Origin of the sequence: Amycolatopsis sp. lyj-346 (genome assembly GCF_046548975.1) — a bacterium.
GTDB lineage: Bacteria > Actinomycetota > Actinomycetes > Mycobacteriales > Pseudonocardiaceae > Amycolatopsis.
In genome coordinates this window covers 272316-291893 of the sequence record NZ_JAJPWT010000008.1, presented here as the reverse complement: position 1 = coordinate 291893, position 19578 = coordinate 272316, and the positions used below count along the sequence as shown (strand labels likewise).

Annotated in this window: 6 protein-coding genes and 1 pseudogene; 3 read left to right on the top strand and 4 right to left on the bottom strand. The window is 73.9% G+C overall.

The genetic code is table 11. The annotated features are described in order from the left end of the window. The first annotated feature begins 157 nt into the window (after window positions 1-157). Window positions 158-592 (top strand): type II 3-dehydroquinate dehydratase, encoded by a 435-nt coding sequence (locus ACLJQE_RS24510; RefSeq protein ID WP_410641669.1) that lies wholly within the window; start codon window positions 158-160, stop codon window positions 590-592. Window positions 593-705: 113 nt separating this feature from the next. Here ACLJQE_RS24510 and ACLJQE_RS24505 read toward each other — a convergent pair whose 3' ends face one another. From ACLJQE_RS24505 to ACLJQE_RS24490, 4 genes and pseudogenes are all read right to left on the bottom strand, one after another. Then, entirely contained in the window at window positions 706-1227 is a 522-nt protein-coding gene (locus ACLJQE_RS24505) for a YceI family protein (protein WP_410641668.1), read from the bottom strand. Between the two features lie 85 nt (window positions 1228-1312). After that, a complete protein-coding gene (locus tag ACLJQE_RS24500) occupies window positions 1313-2149 on the bottom strand; it encodes an SAM-dependent methyltransferase (RefSeq protein WP_410641667.1) in 837 nt (278 codons plus the stop codon). 23 nt (window positions 2150-2172) lie between these two features. Continuing rightward, window positions 2173-7632: pseudogene (locus ACLJQE_RS24495) on the bottom strand (type I polyketide synthase); the annotation flags it as partial. A 58-nt stretch (window positions 7633-7690) separates the two neighbouring features. Further along, window positions 7691-17122: a type I polyketide synthase gene (locus ACLJQE_RS24490; protein WP_410641666.1), complete on the bottom strand. Its 9432-nt coding sequence runs from the start codon at window positions 17120-17122 to the stop codon at window positions 7691-7693. 243 nt (window positions 17123-17365) lie between these two features. On the opposite strand from ACLJQE_RS24490, the gene ACLJQE_RS24485 reads away from it, so the two are divergent. After that, window positions 17366-18556 (top strand): thiolase family protein, encoded by a 1191-nt coding sequence (locus ACLJQE_RS24485; protein WP_410641665.1) that lies wholly within the window; start codon window positions 17366-17368, stop codon window positions 18554-18556. A gap of 50 nt (window positions 18557-18606) precedes the next feature. Next, window positions 18607-19515 carry a 3-hydroxyacyl-CoA dehydrogenase family protein gene (locus ACLJQE_RS24480; RefSeq protein WP_410641664.1) on the top strand — a complete coding sequence of 303 codons (909 nt, stop codon included), beginning with the start codon at window positions 18607-18609 and terminating at the stop codon, window positions 19513-19515. Window positions 19516-19578 lie beyond the last annotated feature (63 nt).

The following is a 19578-nucleotide window of genomic DNA, read 5'->3' as shown; positions in this document are numbered from 1 at the left end:
CGACCTGCGATTTCGTTCACGACGCTACCGCCGCCGGTGACGTGCCCACCCCCCTACGAATCCCCCTCACGGTCCCCTCGATATCCCCTTGCGCGCTTTCGGTGGCCGTTTTCGTGTTATCCATGGACCAGCTCGACAACCGGACGTGAGGTGTGCCTTGAACGAACTGCTGCTGCTCAACGGGCCCAATCTGGGAATTCTGGGCAAACGTGAACCGGAGGTGTACGGCACGGACACACTCGCCGACATCGAAGAAGCGGTGAGCGAAGAAATCGCCGACCGCGGCTGGAAGGTGACCTCGATCCAGCACGACTCCGAGGGCGACCTGATCGGCGCGATCCAGCGCCGTTACGACACGGTCGGCGCCATCCTCAACCCGGGCGCGCTGATGATCGCCGGCTGGAGCCTGCGCGACGCCATGGCCAGCTACCCGCGGCCGTGGATCGAGGTGCACCTGTCCAACATCTGGGCCCGCGAAGCGTTCCGCCACGACTCGGTGCTGGCCCCGCTGGCCACGGGCGTGATCGCCGGCCTCGGCGCGACCGGCTACCGGCTGGCGGCCCGGGCCTTGCTCGCCAAGGTGCCCGGCTGAGCCGGCGGTGTTGCGCCGCCGCCGGCTCCGGCGCCTGCTCCGAGGTGGACCAGGTGCGCCCAGCCCGCTTCACGTGCCTCGGCCACCGCCGACGTCGGTCCCGGGGTGGCTGATCAGCGCTCCTCCGGCGCGGCCACCCGGTTCGCGGTGACGTCGACCGACATGGTCAGGATCCGGGCGACCATGCCCCGGGCCGCGGAGACGCCGAAGTCGTGGCGGTCGATCCGGGTGGTGGCGTGCGCCTGGAAGCCCGACGCCGTCGGCTCGGCGCGCTCGACGGTGAACTCGACCGGGCGGGTGACCTCGCGCACGGTCAGGTCACCGGACAGCACCCAGGAGCCGTTCGCTTCGCGCAGGCCCGACGAGACGAACCCGATCGTCGGGTGCGAATCGGTGTGCAGATAGGAACGCGACCGAATCGCCTTGTCGCGGGCCGGCGTATTCGTCCGGAAGCTCGCGGCGTCGACGGTGACCCTCGCGGTGGATTTCTCGGTGACCGGGTCGACCACCACTTCACCGCCCGCGATGGCGAAAGTCCCGGTCACCCCGGCGAGGCCGAAGAAGTGCCGGGTTTCGAACTTGACGACGCTGTTCGCGACATCGATCCCGTAACGACCCGGAGCAGGTGCGTTCACGACCGGTGCATTCCCGGTTTCCTCCGACATTCGACGATTCCTCACCCAGTGTGGCGGTTTCGATACTGCGGAAAGGCTAGCCGACTCACGGCTTGGCCGCCACCAGCAGCAGGTAGCCGTGCGCCCGCACGGCCACCCGGCCGAAGGCGTTGATCATGGCCGCGATGGCCCCGGCGCCCGAGACGCCGTACGCCTCGGACAGTTTACGGCGGGCGGCCACCACCGCCCGGTTGTAGTGCTCGGCCGTCGGCCGGACCTGCTTGGTGATGTCCAGCATCTCCTCGACCGAGAAACCGTTGCCCTCGGCCAGTTTCCGGTAGTGCTCGCGGGTCGGCATGAACGGCGACCGGACCACCGACTTCAGCATGCCGCTCTCGACAGTGGACAGTGGGGTGTCCTCGACGAAGTCGGCGACGACCACCCGCCCACCCGGCCGCAGCACCCGCCGGGCCTCGGCGAACGCCGTCGCCCGGTCCTCGATGTGCATCATCGTCTCGACGAACATCACCGCGTCGAAGCTTCCGTCCTCGAACGGCAGCGCCAGCGCGTCGGCGCAGTGGAAGTCGACGAGGTCGCAGCCGACGGCCGCCGCCTTCGCCCGGGACGTCTCCACCTGCTTGCCGCTCAAGGTGATCCCGGTGACCCGCACCTCGCAGGCACCGGCAAGGTGGATCGCCGGGCCGCCGAGCCCGGATCCGACGTCGAGCAGCCGCTGCCCGGGCGCGAGCCGGCACCGGTCGCCGACCAGCTCGGTCAGGTTGAGGCGGGCCCGGGTGAACGAGACGTCCCGCTCGCCGTCCGGCCAGTACCCGGAGTGGATGCTCCCGCCCTCGCCGAGCAGGATCCCGAACGCCTCCACCGAACCGTCGTAGTACTCCGCGATCGCGTCCGCCGTGATCAGGTCCGCCGAGTGCTCGGTCATCCCCTGTCCCTTCGTGTGGTCGGTCACCGGTCGAAGCCGAGCTCGCCGAGCCAGTCTTCGATGACCTGCGCCGTCACACTCCCGTGCTCGCCGATCATGGTGAAGTGGTTGCCCGGCGCTTCGGCCGCGGCGTGCGGGAACTTCCACGAAGCCCGCCAGTCTTCGCCGTCCACGATCGCGCCCACCGGCTCGGTCGCGCGGATCAGCAGGGTCGGCGCGGTCATCGCGGCCGGTTCCCACGCCGACATCAGACGCAGGTACCCGGCCCACGCGGTGATCCTCGCGTCGTCCATCGACGCGAAGGACTGCTCGCGGTCGAACATGCCGCTCATCAGCTCACCCGACCACCGGCCCAGCACCGGGCTGAACGGCGGATAGCTGTCCAGCAGCGCGACTCCGGCCGGGCCGGAGCCCTGCGCCTCGAGGTGGCACGCCAGCGTGTTGGCCATGATCGACCCGCCCGAGTGCCCCAGCAGCACGAACGGCGCGCCGTCCAGCTGCCGGAGGATGGCGTCGGCCTGCACGGCCAGGGCGGCCGCCACCGTCGCCGGCATCAGCTCACCCGGGGCGAAACCCGGATTTGGCAGCGCGAACACGTCGCGGCGGCCGCGGAAGCTGCCGCTGAGGCGCGCGTACTCGTGCGGCCCGGACATCGGCGACATCGTGCAGCAGCAGATGAGCGCGGGGGTGCTCCCGCCGTCGGCGAGGCGGGTCAGCCGCATCGGCTCGCCGAAGTCCCCGGTGCCTTCGAACGACGGCAGGAAGGCGACGATCTCGGTGAGCACGCGGGCGAAGTCGTCGGTGCGCCCACCGGCCCGGGAGTGCTGCCACATCGAGCTGATCAGGCCGGGCGGGGGCGCCGTCGGCGAAGCCGCCGCACCGTCGTCGCCGTCGGACGCCAGCTGGTCGCACAGGTGCCCGGCGGCGGCGGCCGGGGTCGGGAAGTCGAACAGCAGCGTGGCCGAAACGGTCAGGCCGGTCGCGGCCATCAGCCGGTTGCGCAGTTCCAGCGCGGTCAGCGAATCGAAGCCCAGCGCCAGGAATTCGCCGCCGGGCGGCACCGCGCCGGCGTCGGGGTGCCCGAGCACCGCGGCCGCGTGGGTGCGGACCAGGTCGAGGACGAGCTGCCGTCGTTCCGGCTCCGGCGCCCGGCGCACCCGGGCCAGGAACCCGGCGGCCGGCTCCACCGGGCGCGCGGACCGCTCGAGCGACCCGCGTGCTTCGTCGAGGTCGGCGATCAACGGGCTCGGCCGGGCCGACGTGAACGCCGGCGCGAAGCGTTCCCAGTCCAGGTCCGCCACCGCGACGAACGGCTCGCCCTGGTCGAGGGTCAGCTGCAGCGCGGTGAGCGCGAGCTCCGGGTCGGTCAGGGCGACCCCGCGCCGGCCGAGCTGCTCCTGCGCGTCGGTGACGGCCTTCCGGTCGTCGGCCCAGGGCACCCAGGCGATCGAAGTACCGGCCCGGCCCCGGTCGCGACGTCGCTGCGCCAGCGCGTCGAGATGGGCGTTCGCGGCTCCGTAGGCGCCCTGGCCCCCGGCGCCCCACACCCCGGCGTTCGAGGAGAAGAGCACGAACGCGTCGAGGTCCGCCGAGGCGAAGAGCTCGTCGAGGTGTTCCGCGCCCGCCACCTTCGCGCCGAACACCTCGGCGAACTCGGCCGGCCCGAGATCGGCCAGCGGGGCGGCTCGGCGGTCGCCCGCGGCGTGCACCACGGCGGTGATCCGATGTCCTTGCGCCGCTTCGGTTTCGACCAGCTCCGCCAGCTCGTCCCGTACCGAGACGTCGCAGGCGGCGATGTGCACGGTGACGCCCAGCGCGGTCAGCTCCGCCCGCAGCCCGGCCGCGCCCGGCGCGTCCTCGCCGCGTCTGCTCGCCAGCACGAGCCGCTCGGCGCCGGCGCCCGCGAGCCAGTGCGCCACCCGGGCGCCCATGTACCCGGTGCCCCCGGTGACCAGCACGGTGCCGCGCACGCGCCACGGCCGGGCCGGCCGGGCCGCCGGCGCGCGGGTCAGCCGGCGCGCGTGGATGCCGTCCGGCCGGATCGCCAGCTGGTCCTCGCCGTTCGCGCCGCCCAGGACGTCCGCCAGCGCGGCCAGTGTCCGTTCGGTGAGCTCGGCAGGCAGGTCCACCAGGCCGCCCCACCGGTCGGGGTGCTCGAGCGCGGCCGTCCGGCCGAGCCCCCACACCTGCGCCTGGGCCGGGGCGGTGACCGCATCGGCGTCGCCGATCGACACCGCTCCCCTGGTCGCGCACCACAACGGGGCGCTCACGCCCGCGTCGCCGATCGCCTGGAGCAGCGCGAGAGTCGCCGCTGTGCCCCGCGAAACCCCCGGGTGCTCCTCGTGGGCGACGTCGTCGATCGCCAGCAGCGACAGCACACCCGCGACCGGGCCGATCCCGGCGAGCCGCGCGGCGAGCGCTTCCCTGAGCGGCTCCTCGACCGTGAGGCACACGACGGAGCCGGTGCGCTTCTCCAGCAGCTGTTCGCACGAGGCGGCGAGCTCGCCGCCGGTCTGCGCCGAGCCCACCACCAGCAGCCAGGTGCCGGACAGCGGCGCCGCGAGGACGTCGGTCAGCGGCCGCCAGCCGATCCGGTACCGCAGCGAGTCCGCGGCGGAACTCTCCCGCTGCCGTCGCCGCCACGAAGAAAGCGCGGGGAGCACGGCGCCCAGCGCGGCTTCCCGGTCGACGTCCAGGACGGCGGCGAGACCGTCGACGTCCTCGTCGTCCACCGCGCGCCAGAAACCGGCGTCCGCGGCGGATCCGGCGGGCTCCCCCACCACGGTCCCCGGCGCCGGCCAGTACCGGTCCCGCTGGAACGCGTACGTCGGCAGCTCGACGCGACGGGGCGCCGCGTCGGCGAAGACCCGCGCCCAGTCCACCCGCACCCCGGCGACGTGCGCCTGCGCCAGGGACGTCAGCATCCGGCGCGGTCCGTTTTCGCCGCGCCGCAACGATCCCAGCACCACGACCGGGCCGGCGGCTTCGGCCGTTTCGTGCACCGGGGTCAGCAGCACCGGGTGCGGGCTCAGCTCGACGAAGGTCGTGCAGCCCTGCCCGGCCAGCGCGCGGACGGCCTGGTCGAACCGGACCGTCTCCCGCAGGTTCCGGAACCAGTACCCGGCGTCGAGCGCGGTGGTGTCGATCGGCTCGCCGGTCACGGTCGAGCCGAAGACGACGTCGGACTCGCGCGGCGAGATCCCGGCCAGCGCCGCGGCCAGCCGGTCGCGGATGGCGTCGACGTGCGGCGAGTGCGACGCGTAGCTCACCGCGATCCGCCGCGCCCAGACCCCTTCGGCGGCACACAGAGCGAGGAATTCTTCGACGGCGACGGTGTCGCCGGAGAGCACGACCGAGGTCGGCGCGTTGACCGACGCGATCGCCAGCTGCCCGGCCCACCGCCGGATCCATTCCCCGGCGACCTCCGGCGCGAGCGAGACGGACGCCATGGCGCCGGCCCCGGAGATCTCCACCAGGGCCTTGCTGCGCAACGCGACGATCTTCGCCGCGTCCTCGAGGGACAGCGCGCCGCTCACGCAGGCCGCCGCGATCTCCCCCTGGCTGTGGCCGATGACGGCGTCCGGTTCGACCCCGCAGGACCGCCACAGTCCGGCCAGGGACACCATGATCGTGAACAGCACCGGCTGGACGACGTCCACCCGTTCCAGCAGCACCGGGTCCTCGATGGCGGCTTCCGGCGACCAGTCGATGTGCGGGGCCAGCGCCCGGGCGCATTCGTCGAACCGCGCGCGGAACACCGGTGACGAGGCCAGCAGGTCCACGGCCATCCCCGCCCACTGCGAACCCTGGCCGGGGAAGACGAACACGGTCTTGCCCTGGCCGGCGGCGACCCCGGTCGGCACGGACGGCACGTCCTCGCCCTCGACCAGGGCGCGCAGCCCGCCGAGGAGCTCGGCGCGCCCGTCGCCGACGACGACCGCCCGGTGGTCGAAGGCGGACCGGGCGGTGGCCAGGGAGTAGCCGACGTCGTGCGGAGCCAGCTCCGGCCGGCTGTCCACATGCGACAGCAGGCGGGTCGCCTGTGCGCGCAGGGCCGCCTCGGTCCGCCCGGACAGCAGCCAGGCGAGGTGGCCGTCGCGGGCCGGCCAGGTGGCCGCCGGCGGTTCGTCCGGCGCGGTGTCCTGCTCGATGATCACGTGCGCGTTGGTCCCGCTGACCCCGAACGCCGACACGGCGGCCCGGCGCGGACGGCCGCTCGACGGCCAGGGAACCTGCTCCTCCAGCAGGGAAACCGCGCCCGTCGTCCAGTCGACGTGGGACGTCGGGCGATCGACGTGGAGGGTGCGTGGCAGGATCCCGTGCCGCATCGCCTCCACCACCTTGATCACCCCCGCGATGCCGGCGGCCGCCTGCGTGTGCCCGATGTTCGACTTCACCGAACCCAGCCACAGCGGGCTTTCCCGGTCCTGCCCGTAGGTCGCCAGCAGGGCCTGCGCCTCGATCGGGTCGCCGAGCGTCGTCCCGGTCCCGTGGGCTTCCACGACGTCGACCCCGGAGCCGGTCAGCCGCGCGTTCGCCAGCGCCTGCCGGATCACCCGCTGCTGCGCCAGGCCGTTCGGCGCGGTCAGCCCGCTGCTCGCGCCGTCTTGGTTGACCGCGCTGCCGCGGATCACGGCCACCACCTCGCGGCCGTTGCGGCGCGCGTCGGAAAGCCGTTCCAGGAGGAGCACGCCGACCCCCTCCGACCAGGCGGTGCCGTCGGCCGCTTCGGCGAACGACTTGCACCGGCCGTCGAAGGCGAGCCCGCGCTGCCGGCTGAACTCCACGAACCCCATGGGCGTGGACATCACCGAGACGCCGCCCGCCAGCGCGAGCGAGCAGTCGCCGTCACGCAGGGCCTGCGCCGCGAGGTGCATGGCCACCAGCGACGACGAACACGCGGTGTCCACGGTGACCGCCGGGCCTTGCAGGCCGAGGACGTAGGAGATCCGTCCGGAGACGACCGCCGCGGAGTTGCCGGTGCCGACGTACCCCTCGACGTCCGCCTGCGCCCCCATCAGCAGGGCCGGGTAGTCCTGGCTGCTCGTGGCCGCGAAGACACCGGACCGGCTGCCCCGCAGCGAAACCGGGTCGATGCCGGCGTGCTCCACCGCTTCCCAGGACGCTTCCAGCAGCAGCCGCTGCTGCGGATCCATCGCGAGGGCTTCCCGCGGGCTGATCCCGAAGAACGCCGCGTCGAAGTCGCCGGCGTCGTGCAGGAACCCGCCCTGCCGGACGTAGCTCGTGCCCTCACCGGCGGAATCGGGGTCGTACAACGCGTCGACGTCCCAGCCGCGGTCGCCGGGGAACTCGGAGATCGCGTCGCCGTCACCGGCGACGAGCTGCCACAGCCCGCCCGGCGAGCGGACCCCGCCGGGGAAGCGGCAGGCCATGCCGACGATCGCGATCGGCTCGGTGGCCGCCGCGACCAGCTCCTCGTTGTGCTGCTTGAGCCGCTTGTTTTCGACCAGGGACGCGCGCAGGGCCTTGACGACCTCGTCCGCGGAGACACTCATCGGTCCGCTCCCATTCCTCGCCGGGTCACGATCCGGATTCCCCGAGCGCCATCCGGACCAGGTCCGCGGCGTCCATCGTCTCGATGCCGTCGTCCGCGACGGGTTCGCCGCCGGGGTCGCTCATCCGCAGCAGCGGGTCGAGCAGGCCGGCGTCGCGGAGCTTCGAGACCGGGATTTCGGCGAGCAGCCGCCGGATCCGGTCCTCTTCGGGGTCGTTCGCGCCGCCGGCCCCGGGCGCCAGCAGGCCGATCAGGTACCCGGTGAGCGCGGCCGGCGTCGGGTAGTCGAACACCAGCGTGGACGGCACCGAGAGCCCGGTGGCCTTCGTGACCAGGTTCCGCAGCTCCAGCGCGGTCAGGGAGTCGAAGCCCAGCTCCAGGAAGCCGCGGGTGGCCTCGACGCGGTTCGCCGAGTCGTGCCCGAGCACCGTCGCGACGTACCCGGCGACCGCGTCGGCCACGGCCTGCTCGACGTCGCGCGCCGGCAGCCCGGCCAGGCGCCCGCGCAGTTCCGGCTCGGCGCCGCCGTCGGGGGCGGCGGTGTCCGCGGCGAGCAGCCGGGCCGCCTCCGGCAGATCGCCCAGCAGCGGGCTGGGCCGGCTGAAGGTGAACATCGGCAGGAAGCGGTCCCAGCCGACGTCGGCGACCACCAGCGCCGGGTCGGCGGCGTCGAGCGCGTGCTGGAGGGACGTGATCGCCAGCCGCGCCGCCATCATCGGCAGCCCCCGCTTGCGGAGCTGTTCCGCCGCGTCCTCGGTGGCCATCCCCGAATCGGCGTCCCACGGGCCCCAGGCGACCGAGGTCGCGGTCCGGCCGAGGGCGCGGCGGCGTTCGGCCAGCGCGTCCAGGAACGCGTTGCCGGCGGCGTAGGCGGCCTGCGTGGCACTGCCCCAGACTCCGGCGATCGAGGAGAACAGCACGAACGCGTCGAGCGGTTCGTCGGCGAGCAGCTCGTCCAGGTGCCGCGCGCCGCCGACCTTCGCGGCGAGCACCTCGGCGAACTCGCTCGCGGTCGACTCCCGGATGGGGGCCGACCGGCCGTCGCCTGCCGCGTGCACCACGGCGCGGACGGGCGTGCCCGCAGTGCGCAGGTTCGCGAGGACATCGGCGACCTCCTCGCGGCGGGAGACGTCGCAGCGCACGATCGAGACCTTCGCGCCCAGCCGGGCGAGTTCGGCTTCCAGCTCGGCCGCCCCGGTGGCGGCCGGGCCGCGCCTGCTGACGAGCACGAGGTGCTCGGCGCCGTTGCCGGCCAGCCAGCGGGCCACTTCGGCGCCGAGACCACCGGTGCCGCCGGTGACGAGCACGGTGCCACCCGGCCGCCACGTGTCCCGCACCACGTCCGCGGGCAGGGGCGCCCGGTTCAGCCGGCGGCCGTAGGTCCCCGACCGGCGCAGCGCGACCTGGTCCTCGGCGCCGGCCAGGACGGTGTCGAGCCCGCCGTCGACGACCTCGGGAAGGTCGACCAGCCCCGCCCAGAACCCGGGGTGCTCCAGCGCCGCCACCCGGCCCATGCCCCAGACCTGTGCCTGGACCGGCCGGACGGCGCCGTCGGCCGGGTGGACCGCGACCGCGCCGCGGGTCAGGCACCACAGCCGGGTTTCGATCGTCCCGCCCGCGAGGGCCCGGAGGAGTTCGAGGGTGCCCGCGACACCGCGGGACAGCGCCGGGTGCTCCGGGTGCGGGTCTTCGTCGAGCGCGAGGAACGACAGCACCCCGGCGCCGGCGGGCAGCCGCTCGCCCAGGATCGCGGTGAGCCGCTCCGCGCCGGCGGCCGCCGGGTCGAGCACCACTGAGGTGACCCGGGTGCCGCGGTCGGTCAGCGAGCGCAGGGCCGTCGTGACCGTCTCGGTCCCTTCGTGGCCGGCGGGCACCAGGGCCAGCCAGTTCCCGGGCGGGCTCTGGGCCGGCAGGCCGGTCAAGGGACGCCAGCCGATCCGGTACCGCCACGACTCCACCGCCGCGTCGTCACGCTGACGGCGGCGCCACGAGGACAACGCCGGCAGGACGGACCGGAACGAAGCGTCCCCGTCGACGTCGAGCGAGGTCGCCAGCGCAGCGAAGTCCTCCCCCTCCACGGCGGCCCAGAACTCCGCGTCGGTGCCGGTTTCGCCGGTGCCGCTTCCGGGGGTGCCACGGCCGAACCCGGACGGGATGGTGAACTCGGGCCAGAACCGCTCTCGCTGGAAGGCGTAGGTCGGCAGGGCCACGATCCGCGCGTCCTGGCCGGCGAGCACGTCGTCCCACGCCACGCGGACCCCGCGCACGTGCAGTTCGGCGAGGGCGGCGAAGGCGGCCTTCTCCTCGGGGCGGTCACGGCGCAGGACGGGGATCGCGACGACGTCGTCGCCGGCCGCGCAGTCCAGGGTCATCGCCGCGAGCACGCCGTCGGGGCCCAGCTCCAGGAAGCGGGTCACGCCGGCCTGGCGCAGGCGCCGGACCCCGTCCTCGAACCGGACGGTGTACCGGACGTGCTGCACCCAGTAGTCCGGCGCGCGCAGCTCGTCGGCCGCGGCGAGCTCGCCGGTCAGGTTGGACACGATCGCGATGCGGGCGGGCGAGTACGTGAGCCCGGCCACGACCCGGCGGAACTCCGCCAGCATCGGGTCCATCCGGCTCGAGTGGAACGCGTGGCTGACGGTGAGCCGCTTCGCCTTGCGGCCGAGCGCGGTCCAGTGCGCGACCACCGCGAGCACGACGTCTTCGTCACCGGAAACCACCGTCGAGCGGGGCCCGTTCACCGCGGCGAGCTCCACGCGGTCGCCGTGCCCGGCGAGGGAGGCACAGACCTCGGCCTCGGACGCCTCCACCGCGGCCATCGCCCCGGTCTGCGGCAGGGCCTGCATGAGCCGGCCGCGGGCGGCGACCATCGTGCAGGCGTCTTCGAGCGTGAGCACCCCGGCGACGTGCGCGGCGGCGATCTCGCCGACCGAGTGCCCGATGAGGTAGTCCGGGTGCACCCCCCACGAAGCCACCAGCCGGAACAGCGCCGTCTCCAGCGCGAACAGCCCGGCCTGGGTGTAGCCGGTGCGGGAGAGCAGCTCGTCGTCCGCCCCGAAGACGACCTCGCGCAGGGGCCGGTCCAGCTCGGGGTCAAGCTGCGCGCACACGGCGTCGAACGCGTCCGCGAACACCGGGAAGGCCGCGTACAGCTCGCGCCCCATTCCGGCGCGCTGCGCGCCCTGCCCGCTGAACAGGAACGCGAGCACCCCGCCGCTGTGCGAGACGCCCTGGTGCAGCCCGGGCGCCGTCCGCCCGTCGGCCAGCGCCGTGAGCCCGCGGACCGCGTCGTCGCCGGTGTCGGCGAGCAGCACCGCGCGGTGGTCGAGCGACGCGCGGGTGGTCGCCAGCGAGCGGGCGACGTCCGCCAGCCGCTGGCCGGGGTGGGTGGTCACGTGGTCGAGCAGGCGACGCGCCTGGGCACGCAGTGCGGCATCGCCGCGGCCGGAGAGCACCAGGGGCGCCGGACCGCGGACCGGCGCTTCGGCCGGGGGCGCGGCGGCGGGCTCGGCGGGCGCCTGCTCGATGATCACGTGGGCGTTGGTCCCGCTGACCCCGAACGACGAGATGCCGGCCCGCCGCGGCTCGCCGGTTTCCGGCCACGGCACGGATTCCGTCAGGAGGGACACCGCGCCGGCCGACCAGTCGACCTCGGGGGTGGGCGCGTCGACGTGGAGCGTGCGCGGCAGGACGCCGTGGCGGATCGCCTCCACCATCTTGATCACGCCGGCGACCCCCGCGGCCGCCTGCGTGTGCCCGATGTTCGACTTCACCGACCCCAGCCACAGCGGCCGTTCCCGGTCCTGCCCGTACGTCGCGAGCAACGCCTGCGCCTCGATCGGGTCGCCCAGCCGGGTGCCGGTCCCGTGCGCCTCCACGACGTCGACGCCGGAGCCCGCCAGCCGGGCGTTCGCCAGCGCCCGCCGGATCACCCGCTGCTGCGAGGGCCCGTTCGGCGCGGTCAGCCCGTTCGAGGCGCCGTCCTGGTTCACCGCGCTGCCGCGGACGACGCCGAGGACCTGGTGGCCGTTGCGGCGTGCGTCGGACAGGCGCTCCACCAGCACGACGCCGGCGCCTTCGCCCCAGCCGGTGCCGTCCGCCGCCGCGGCGAACGGCTTGCACCGGCCGTTGGGCGCGAGACCGCGCTGGCGGCTGAAGCCGATGAACACGTTGGGGGTGGCCATGATCGTCACGCCGCCGGTGATCGCGAGGTCGCATTCACCGCGCCGCAGCGCCTGCACCGCGAGGTGCAGGGAAACCAGCGACGCCGAACACGCGGTGTCGACGGAGATCGCCGGCCCTTCCAGGCCGAAGGTGTAGGACAGCCGGCCGGAGATGACGCTGCTGGCGTTGCCGGTCATCAGGTTGCCTTCGATGCCGTCGGCCGCGACGGCGAGCGAGACGTAGTCCTGGTAGTTGGTGCCGATGAACACGCCGGTCTGGCTGCCGCGCAGGGAGAACGGGTCGATGCCGGCGCGTTCCAGCGCCTCCCAGGAGACCTCGAGCAGCATCCGCTGCTGCGGGTCCATGCCCAGCGCTTCGCGGGGGCTGATCCCGAACAGGCCGGGGTCGAAGTCGGGCGCGTCGTGGACGAACCCGCCTTCCCTGGCGTAGCTCGTGCCCGGCTTGTCCGGGTCTTCGTCGTAGATCAGTTCGAGGGGCCAGCCGCGGTCGGCCGGGAACTCGCCGATCGCGTCGACGCCGTTTTCGACGAGCCGCCACAGGTCTTCCGGCGACCGCACCCCGCCGGCGAACCGGCAGCTCATCCCGACGATGGCGATCGGCTCGTCATCGACGGCCGCCGCGGGCGCCACCGTCGTGGTGACGACGGCCGGCTCCGCGCCGAACAGTTCGGCGCGCAGGTGCTCCGCGAGCGCGATCGGGGTGGGGATGTCGAAGATCAGCGTGGTCGGCAGGCTGATGCCGAGCGCGGCGGCGAGGACGTTGCGCAGCTCCACCGCAGTGAGCGAGTCGAAGCCGAGGTCCTTGAAGGGCCGGTCGTTGCCGATCGCGTCGGGTGAGGCGTGCCCGAGCACCACGGCCACCTGCGCGCGCACCAGGTCCAGCAGTGCGCGCACCTGCTCCCCCGGCAGCCGGCCGGCGAGGTCCCGCACGGCGGACGATCCCCGGCCCGGCGCCGGGTCCGCGGGGCCGGCGCCGGCCTCGAGCGCCCGGCGGGCCTCGGGCAGGTCGCCGATCAGCGGGCTGGGGCGGGTGCCGGCGTACCCGGGCGCGAAGAGGTCCCAATCGAGGTCGGCGACCACCAGCACCGGGTCGTCCCCGGCGATCGCACCGTCCAGTGCGGACAGTGCGAGGTCCGTGGCCATGCCCGGGGTGCCGCCGCGGCGCAGCCGGGTGCGGACCGCCTCGTTCTCCGCGATGATGCCCTTCTCGCCCCAGGCGCCCCACGCGATCGAGGTGGCGGGCAGGCCGTCGGCGTGGCGCTGCCGGGCCAGCGCGTCGAGGAACGCGTTCGCGGCCGCGTAGTTGCCTTGGCCGGCGTTGCCGGTGATGCCCGCCATCGACGAGAAGAGCAGGAACGCGTCGAGGTCCAGGCCCGCGGTCAGCTCGTGCAGGTGCACCGCGGCGTCTACTTTGGACCGCAGCACGCCCGCGAACCGTTCCGGGGACAAGGAGTCCAGCACGCCGTCGTCGAGCACGGCCGCACTGTGCACCACGGCCGTCAGCGGGTGCCGCTCGGGCAGCCCGGCCAGCACCGCCGCGAGCGCGTCGCGGTCGGCCGCGTCGCACGCCGCGATCGTCACTTCCGCGCCGAGCGCGCGCAGTTCCTCGCGCAGCTCGGCGGCCTGCGGGCCGTCCTCGCCGCGGCGGCTGACGAGCACGAGGTGCTCGGCTCCCCGCTGCGCCAGCCAGCGGGCGACGCCGGCGCCGACCGCCCCGGTGCCGCCGGTGATCAGCACGCTGCCGCGCGGGCGCCAGGGTTCGACGGGGGTGTCCGCGGCGGCCCGGACGAGACGGCAGCCGTACACCCCGGAACCGCGCACCGCCACCTGGTCTTCGGCGCCGGTGAGGACTTCGCCGAGGCGGGCCAGCGCGCGGTCGTCCAGGACGGCGGGCAGGTCGATCAGGCCGCCCCAGCTCTGGGGGTTCTCCAGCGCGGCGACCCGGCCGAGCCCCCACGTCTGCGCCTGCACGAGGCTGCGCAGGCGATCGGACCGGCCGATCGACACCGCTCCCCTCGTCGCGCACCAGAGCCGCCCGCGAAGACCGTCGGCGGCCCGCAGCAACGCGAGGTTGCCCGCGAGTCCCGCGGACACACCGGGCAGGTCCGGCAGCGCTCGTTCGTTCAGCGCGAGCAGCGAAAGCACCCCCGCGACCGGGCCTTCGCACCCGGCGATCCCCTCGGCGAAGGAGCCGGCACCCACGACACGCACGACATCGGCCGGGCCCAGTGCCCGCTCGCAGGCGGCGGCCACGTCCTCGGCGACGCCGTCCGGGACCACGAGGAGCCACGTGCCCGAACCGCGCTCCGCCGCCGTCTTCGGCACCGGGCGCCAGGTGAGCCGATAGCGCCAGGAGTCCACAGTGGACTCGTCCCGCCGTCGGCGGCGCCACGCGGACAGGGCCGGGAGCACGGTGCTGAGCGGGTCCTCGCCCCGCACGTCCAGCGCGGTGGTCAGCTCGGTCAGGTCCTGGTTGTCGACGGCCTGCCAGAACGCCGTGTCCTCGGCGCCGCTCGCGGTCACCTCTTCTTCGCGGGCCTCGATCCGCGGCCAGTACCGCTGCCGCTGGAAGGCGTAGGTGGGCAGGTCGACGACCTTCGCCCCGGCGAACGCGGGCTCCCAGCGGACGCCGACCCCGCGGACCTCCGCCTCCGCGAGTGACGTCGAGAACCGCTCGAGACCGCCTTCACCACGGCGCAGCGAGCCGACGGCGAGGATCTCCCGCCCCTGCTCCTCGGCGGTGGCCTGCAGCGGCGTCACCAGCATCGGGTGCGCGCTCATCTCGAGGAACGCGTGGTGCCCGTGCTTGAGCGCCGCACGCGTGGCCTGGTCGAACCGCACCGGCTCGCGGACGTTGCGGTACCAGTACCCGGTGCCGAGGGTGAGCGGGTCGACCCGGGCGCCGGTGACGGCCGAGAACATCCGGACCTCGGTCGCCCGCGGCGTGATCTCGCCGAACCCGCGCAGCAGCTCGTCGCGCAGCCGGTCGACGTGCCAGGAGTGCCCGCCCGCGGTCGCGCCGGGGATCCGGCGGACGCGGGCGCCCTCGGCCGTCAGCTGCGCGACCAGCTCCGCCACCGCTTCGCCGTCGCCGGTGACGGACGCGGACCGGGGGCCGTTCACCGCGGCCAGCGCCAGCCGGCCCGGCCACTGCTCGAGCCGGGCGGTGACCTCGTCGACCGGCAGCAGGATCGACGCCATCGCGCCGGAGCCGTCCAGCGTCCGCAGTGCCTTGCCGCGCAGGGCCACCACGCGCGCGGCGTCGTCCAGCGAGATCGCCCCGGCGACGCAGGCCGCCGCGATCTCACCCTGGCTGTGCCCCAGCACCGCGGCCGGGCGGACGCCGTAGGAGCCCCAGAGCTCCGCGAGCGACACCATCATCGCGAACAGCGCGGCCTGCGCGACGTCGATCCGGTCCAGCGACGGCTGCCCCGGGTCACCGCGCAGGACGTCGAGCACCGGCCAGCCGAGGTGCGGCGCCAGCGCGTCGGCGCACTCTCCGGCCCGCGCGCGGAAGACCGGTGAGCTGTCCAGCAGCTCGGCCGCCATGCCGGCCCACTGCTGCCCGTGGCCGGGGAAGACGAAGACGACCTCGTCGATCTCCTTGGCCACCCCGCGCACCAGCCCGGCGTGCGGCCGGTCGCCGGCGAGCGCGTCGAGCCCGCGCAGGAAGCCGTCCCGGTCGCCGGCGAGCAGCGTCGCGCGGTGCTCGTGCCGGGACCGCGTCGTGGCGAGGGAGAACCCGATGTCGGCGTCGGTGAGGCCGGGGTGGTCGGTCACGTGCCGCCGCAGCCGCCGGGCCTGCTCGCGCAGGGCGTCGGCGCCACGGCCGGACACCGTCCACGGCACCGGTCCCGCGGCCGGCGCCACCGGCTCAGCGGGCTCGGCCGGCTCCGCCGGGCAGTACTGCTCGAGGATCGTGTGCGCGTTCGTGCCGCTGATGCCGAAGGACGACACCGCGGCCCGCCGCGGCCCGCCGGTCTCCGGCCACGGCCGGGCTTCGCTCAGCACCGAGACCGCGCCGGAGGACCAGTCGACGTGCGGGGTCGGCTCGTCGGCGTGCAGCGTCCGGGGCAGCACCCCGGCCCGCAGCGCCATCACCATCTTGATGACCCCGGCCACGCCGGCGGCCGCCTGGGTGTGGCCGATGTTGGACTTCACCGAGCCGAGCCACAGCGGCCGGTCCCGGTCCTGGCCGTACGCGGCGAGCAGCGCCTCCGCTTCGATCGGGTCGCCGAGCTCGGTGCCGGTGCCGTGCGCCTCGACGACGTCGACCTGCGCCGGCGCCAGGCGCGCGTTGAGCAGGGCGGCCCTGATCACGCGCTGCTGCGCGGGGCCGTTGGGGGCGCTCAGGCCGCTGCTCGCGCCGTCCTGGTTGAGCGCGGACCCGGAGATCAGCGCCAGGATCCGGTGCCCGTTGCGCTCGGCGTGGGACAGGCGTTCGAGCAGCACCACACCGGCGCCCTCGGCGAACCCCGTGCCGCTCGCGTCCGCGGAGAACGCCCGGCTCCGGCCGTCCGGCGACATGCCGCCCGAGCCGCTCGACACGACGAAGATGTTGGGCGTGGACATCAGCGTGACCCCGCCGGCGACGGCGAGGGAGCATTCGTTCTCCCGCAGGGCCTGGCAGGCGAGGTGCATGGCCACGAGCGACGACGAGCAGGCGGTGTCCACGGTGACGGCAGGCCCCTGGAAGCCGAGGCTGTAGGCGATCCGCCCGGACACCACCGCGGCGGCGTTGCCGGTCAGCGCGTGCTGGCCGGCGTCGTCCGCCGCCACCGACATCACCGTCGAGTAGTCCTGGCCGCTGGTGCCGATGAAGACGCCGGTCCGGGTCTCCCGCAGCGTGACCGGATCGATCCCGGCCCGCTCGATGGCCTCCCACGAGATCTCCAGCAGCAGGCGCTGCTGCGGGTCCATGCCGAGGGCCTCGCGCGGGCTGATCCCGAAGAAGCCGGGGTCGAAGTCGGCGAAGCCGGCCACGAACCCGCCTTCCTTGGCGTGGCTCGTGCCGGGGTTGGTCACCTCGGGGTGGTACAGCGTCGCCATGTCCCAGTCGCGGTCCGCGGGGAATTCGGAAACCGCGTCGACGCCGGAGGCCACCAGGTCCCACAGCTGTTCGGGTGAGTCCGCACCGGGGAGCCGGCACCCGGCGCCGACGATGGCGATCGGCTCGGTCTCCCGCAGTTCCGCGTCGCGAAGGCGCCCGTGCGCTTCGTCCAGTTCGGCAGAAACCCGCTTGAGAAAGTACCGGAGCTTGTCTTCATTTTCCATGAAAAGGTTCCCACCTCAAAAGCAAGCGCGTACGATCCCCGCTGATTTCCGTCAAGAATCCCGTGATTACCGCAGCAAGATACCGAGCGCGCGGAGAACCCCTCAAGCCCCTAGGTGCCAACCGCTTCCCGGCGCCGTTCGCAGGGGGGTCGAGTCACATTCAGGGGGGTGCTTTCGCGGCGGGCGACTCAATACTGTCGGCAAAGTTGTGCCTGTCGACGTCGGACGACGAGGAGCGCCAAAATGCACGAGGTCTATCTTGTCGACGGGTTCAGATCCCCCATCGGCAAGTTCGGCGGCGCGCTCGCGAACCTGCGCGCCAGCGAAATCGCCGATCCGGTGGTGACCGAGCTCTTCGCCCGCACGGGCGTGGCCGCCGCCGAGGTCCGGCAGATCGTGGCCGGCATGGTGCTGCAGGACATGAGCGAGTCGAACCCGGCCAGGATCGTCGGGCAGCGGACGGGGGTGCCGAGCACCACCCCCGCGTTCACCCTCAACATGCAGTGCGCGTCCGGGATGGCGGCGCTCATCCAAGGTGCGCAGCAGATCGCGCTGGGCGCCACCGGCTGCGTGCTCGCCCTCGGCATGGAATCGATGAGCAACGCCCCCCACACCGTCTACGGCGCGCGCTGGGGGCTTCGCCTCGGGCACACCGAGTTCGTCGACACGCTGACCGAATGCAAGACGGCGGGCTCGAACCGGTGGGGCGCGTCCCAGGACATGATCGACGTCGCCGAGCACCACGCCGCGGTGGACGCGGTGTCGCGTGCGGACATGGACGAGTACGCCGTGCTTTCCCACCGGCGGGCGGCCGAAGCCGCCGAAGCGGGCCGGTTCGCCGACGAGATCGTCCCGATCACGGTGCCGCACAAGCACGACCGGGTCGTGGTCCGCGCGGACGAGAACCCCCGGCCCGGCATCTCGGTCGAGAAGCTGGCCGCCATGGCGCCCATCCGCCCGGGAGGCACGATCACCGCCGGCAACGCGTCGGCGCACAACGACGGGGTGGCCGCCGCGCTGCTCTGCGACGCCGCCACGGTCGCGCGGCTCGGCCTGGAGCCGATCGCGCGGGTCGTGGTGCCCGGCATGGCGATGGCAGGCTGCCCGCCCGAGCTGATGGGGTACAGCTGCACCCGGGCCGCGGACGCCGCGCTGGAGGGCGCCGAGCTGACCCTCGACGGGATCGACCTGATCGAGTGCAGCGAGGGGTTCGCCGTGCAGATGGTGGCCTGCGAGCGGATGGCCAAGTGGCCGTCCGACCGCCTCAACGTGGACGGCGGCAGCATCGGGCTCGGCCACCCGGTCGGGATGTCCGCGCTGCGCATCGTGATCCACCTGGCGAAGGCGCTGCGGCAGCGGGACCTGCGGCACGGCCTGGCCACCGCGCCGGCGGGCAGCGGGCTCGGCGCCGCCCTCGTCCTCGAACGGGTCTGACCCCGCGGCCGCGGTCACGGACAACACGAGTTGGTAGAGCTGGAGGACAGGTGAACGACGTCAAGCAGGTGGCGATCCTCGGGGGCGGCGGCATCATGGGACACGGCATGGCACTGGCGTGCCTGCGGGCCCCGGGTGCCGAGGTCACGCTGGTGTCGCATCGGAAGGAGTCGCTGGAGCACGGTGCGGAACTGCTGCGCGACGGTCCGTTCGGCATCGAACGCGGGGTGACCCGGGGCAAGCTCGACCGCGCGCAGGCCGACGACATGCTTTCGCGCGTGCGGCTGACCACCGACTACGACGAAGGGCTGGCCGACGCGGACCTGGTCTTCGAGAGCGTGCCCGAGGTGCGGGACACCAAGCACGCCGTGCTGCTCGCGGCCGAGCGTTCGGCGCCGGAGAAGGCGATCTTCGCCAGCGGCACGTCGTCCATCATGATCGCCGAGCTGGCCGGCGTGCTCGCCGACCCGGGACGGCTGGTCGGGACGCACTGGTTCTACCCGGCGAACGTGATGCCGCTGGTCGAGCTGGTCCGCGGGCAGCACAGCCGCCCGGCCGCCGTCGAGACCGTCACCGGGTTCCTGCAGTCGATCGGCAAGAAGCCGGTGGCGGTCCAGGACGGTCCCGGGTTCTTCATGACCCGGTTCATCAACACCTACATCGCCGAAGCGATCCGCATGGTCGAGCAGGGGGTGGCGGGCCCGGCCGAGATCGACCGGATGGTGAAGACCGGGCTCGGCTGGCCGATGGGCGTCTTCGAGCTGCTCGACGACACCGCCTGCTTCGAGGCCTGGTACCACGCCCAGGAGTACCTGCGGGAGACCTGCGGCGACCGCTACACCGTGCCGCCGTTGGCCCGCAAGGTGTTCCTCGCGGGCTACCTGGGTTCGCCGAAGCTCAAGCCCGCCAGCCGCGGCGGCTGGTACGAGTTCCTGGACGCCGCGCGTCCCCAGAGCTGACCGGCGCCGCGCGATCGGCCCCGCGCCCCGGGTTCCGGGGTGCGGGGCCGATCGCGTGGCCCG

Bases quoted from the DNA above. Each gene is read 5' to 3' on its own strand.
- ACLJQE_RS24500 (WP_410641667.1), bottom strand. From the start codon at position 2,149: ATGACCGAGCACTCGGCGGACCTGATCACGGCGGACGCGATCGCGGAG.
- ACLJQE_RS24490 (WP_410641666.1), bottom strand. From the start codon at position 17,122: ATGGAAAATGAAGACAAGCTCCGGTACTTTCTCAAGCGGGTTTCTGCC.
- ACLJQE_RS24485 (WP_410641665.1), top strand. From the start codon at position 17,366: ATGCACGAGGTCTATCTTGTCGACGGGTTCAGATCCCCCATCGGCAAG.